At 71.4% G+C, this 2,297-nt stretch carries 2 protein-coding genes; both read left to right on the forward strand.

From position 1 onward, the window contains the following. Positions 1 to 275 precede the first annotated feature (275 nt). Positions 276 to 1,493, forward strand: a complete 1,218-nt coding sequence (locus ABZW03_RS40005) for a hypothetical protein (protein WP_355269685.1) — start codon at positions 276 to 278, stop codon at positions 1,491 to 1,493. Then, the gene (locus ABZW03_RS40010) at positions 1,477 to 2,247 is read left to right on the forward strand and encodes an alpha-ketoglutarate-dependent dioxygenase AlkB (RefSeq protein ID WP_355269687.1); all 771 of its coding nucleotides are present in this window, start codon (positions 1,477 to 1,479) and stop codon (positions 2,245 to 2,247) included. Before ABZW03_RS40005 ends, ABZW03_RS40010 begins: the two co-directional genes overlap by 17 nt. Positions 2,248 to 2,297: the final 50 nt, after the last annotated feature.

Here is a 2,297-nt window from a genome sequence, read left to right on the forward strand (position 1 = left end):
GACAGGTGGTCGAGGCCGGCCGCGATCGCGGCCCTCGTCGGCCCGTGCGGGTGCACCATGCTGCCATGATCCCGGCTTTCGGCGGGCGTGCCCGTCGGGGGCCCGGGCCGCGGGTCCGGGCCGTGGTCCGGGTGGTGCGGATGTCCGTTGCCCGCCGTCGGGACCCGTGAGAGCATCGGGGTTCGACGGTCCGTCTCCTGTCGTTCACGCTTCACCTCGTGAGGGACAGGAGGCGGGCCGTTGCCATGCCCACGGTTGATGGCAGGTGCCGCTTGATGAACACGACAGAGCTGACCGAAGCCCGCATCGAGGACGGGGGGAACATCCTGGTCGCACCGTCGACGGTGCGGGACGACGGAGTGCTCGAGGACTTCTTCGGGGCCACGGTCACGCCGGAGGACCTTGCGTCCGGTGCGCCCGACCTCGCGGGGCGGACCGTCTACCTCTGCGGCGACGTGTCCGCGATCAGCGGCCGCCGACTGGGCGCGGCGGCCCGGGTGTTCGTCGTCCGGGAGCTGTCGCACGGGTACCGCGAGGACGGCCCCTGGCCCCTCGTCGGGCTCGGCCGGGTCCCGGTCCGCGTGCACGGCGTCGGGGTGTACTACCGCCGCTTCTTCGAACCCGGCGCCGACCACGTCGGGCGGATCCGGGCGGAGCACGTGTTCCAGTCGCTGACGGAGTCCACCAAGCCCGGTACGGCCCATCGCAGCGGGATCTACCTGACGCCCGTCACGGAGGACGGTGACGACCTGCACTTCCGTCTGCTCCGGTGCTCCACGAACCTCTCGGGGCCGACCGAGAACTTCCGCCCGACCGACACGGAGATCGTCGAGGCGCTGAACCGCGAGGCCGCCGCCGTCTTCCGGGACCAGGCACCGCTGAACCACGTCCTCGCCCAGATCTACCACAACACCCGTGCCACGGAGGAGCGCAGGCAGTCCAAGGCCAGGATCTCGGCCCATGCGGACAAGACCAAGGACATGCCCGTCAACGGCGTCATGGCCTTCTGCACCTTCTACGACGGGCTCGACCGGCTGCAGCCGCTGGCCGAGGACGCCTTCGATCACGGGGTGAAGGGCGTCAGCGGGCTGACCAGGCTCCGCTTCCGCCGCAAGGACCCGGCCGGCGGATCCGACGGGCTCCCCGCGCAGTTCACCCTGACCCTCCATCCCGGCTCGGTGTTCTTCATGCCGCTGTCCACCAACCGCCTGTACACCCACGAGATCCGGCCCTCGGCGCTGGACGCCGAGCTGCTGCCGACCCGGCTGGGGTACGTGGTGCGCTGCTCCAGCGCCGAGGCCGTGCACCAGGGCGGCCGGACCTTCCTCAAGGTGGCCGGAGACCGGGTGGAGCTGGAGCCGCCCACACCGGAGGGAATGGACGAGCTGCGCAGCCGGTACGCCGAGGAGAACAGGAGCTCGTCCTTCATCGACTACGGTGACGGATTCCGCTTCAGCATGAACGCGGGGGACTACCGTGCCCCTCGGGTCTAGGATCTCGGACGCGATCACGTCGTGCACGCTGCCGGCCGCGGAGGATCTCTTCAACGAGCTGTCCGCGTCGGTGCGTTGGGAGGACGTGGGGAAGGGCCGGCAGGGCGCCGTGCTCACCAGGGTCGACGAGGCGGGCGGCGTGCCGCTCGTCCGGACCACCACGCGGTACGGCAGCCCGGCCCAGCGGTTCCGGGCGGTGCACGAGCGGCTGGCGCGGCGGATCCAGGACCGTACGGGGAGCGTGGTCGGCTTCAACAACGCGCTGATCGAGCGCTACACGAACGCCTACACGCGCATGGGCGGCCATTCCGACCAGGCCCTCGACCTGGCCGACGGGTCGTTCATCGCCGTGTTCTCCTGCTACCAGCGGCCGGAGGCGGGCCCGCCGAGGACGCTGGTCTTCGAGGCGAAGGAGGCCGACGGCGAGACGTTCGAGGTGCCCCTCACCCACCACAGCGTCGTCGCGTTCTCCGTCGAAGCGAACCGGCGGCTGCGGCACAGGATCGTCCTGGACGCGCCGGCCCGGGCGGCGGAGAACCAGTGGTTGGGCGTGACCTTCCGAACGTCGAAGACGCTCCTGCGGTTTCGCGACGGGCGGGCCCACCTCCCGCAGGGGCAGCGCCTGGTGTCGGCCGACGAGGAGCAGCGGCGCGCGTTCTACCGGCTGCGGCGCCGGGAGAACCAGGAGACGGACTTCGGCTATCCCGTGCTGACGTACACCGTCAGCGAGAGCGACCTGCTGCCGCCCGTCTGACCTCGGGCCTGGGGCCTGCTGCCCGGGCCCCGCCGTCAGACGGGCGGCGG

The sequence above is a fragment of the Kitasatospora sp. NPDC004799 genome (assembly GCF_040609095.1).
In the GTDB taxonomy this organism is placed as follows: Bacteria; Actinomycetota; Actinomycetes; order Streptomycetales; family Streptomycetaceae; genus Kitasatospora.

Excerpts from the sequence above, each read along its gene's own strand:
- ABZW03_RS40005 (WP_355269685.1), top strand. The coding sequence starts at position 276 with ATGAACACGACAGAGCTGACCGAAGCCCGCATCGAGGACGGGGGGAAC.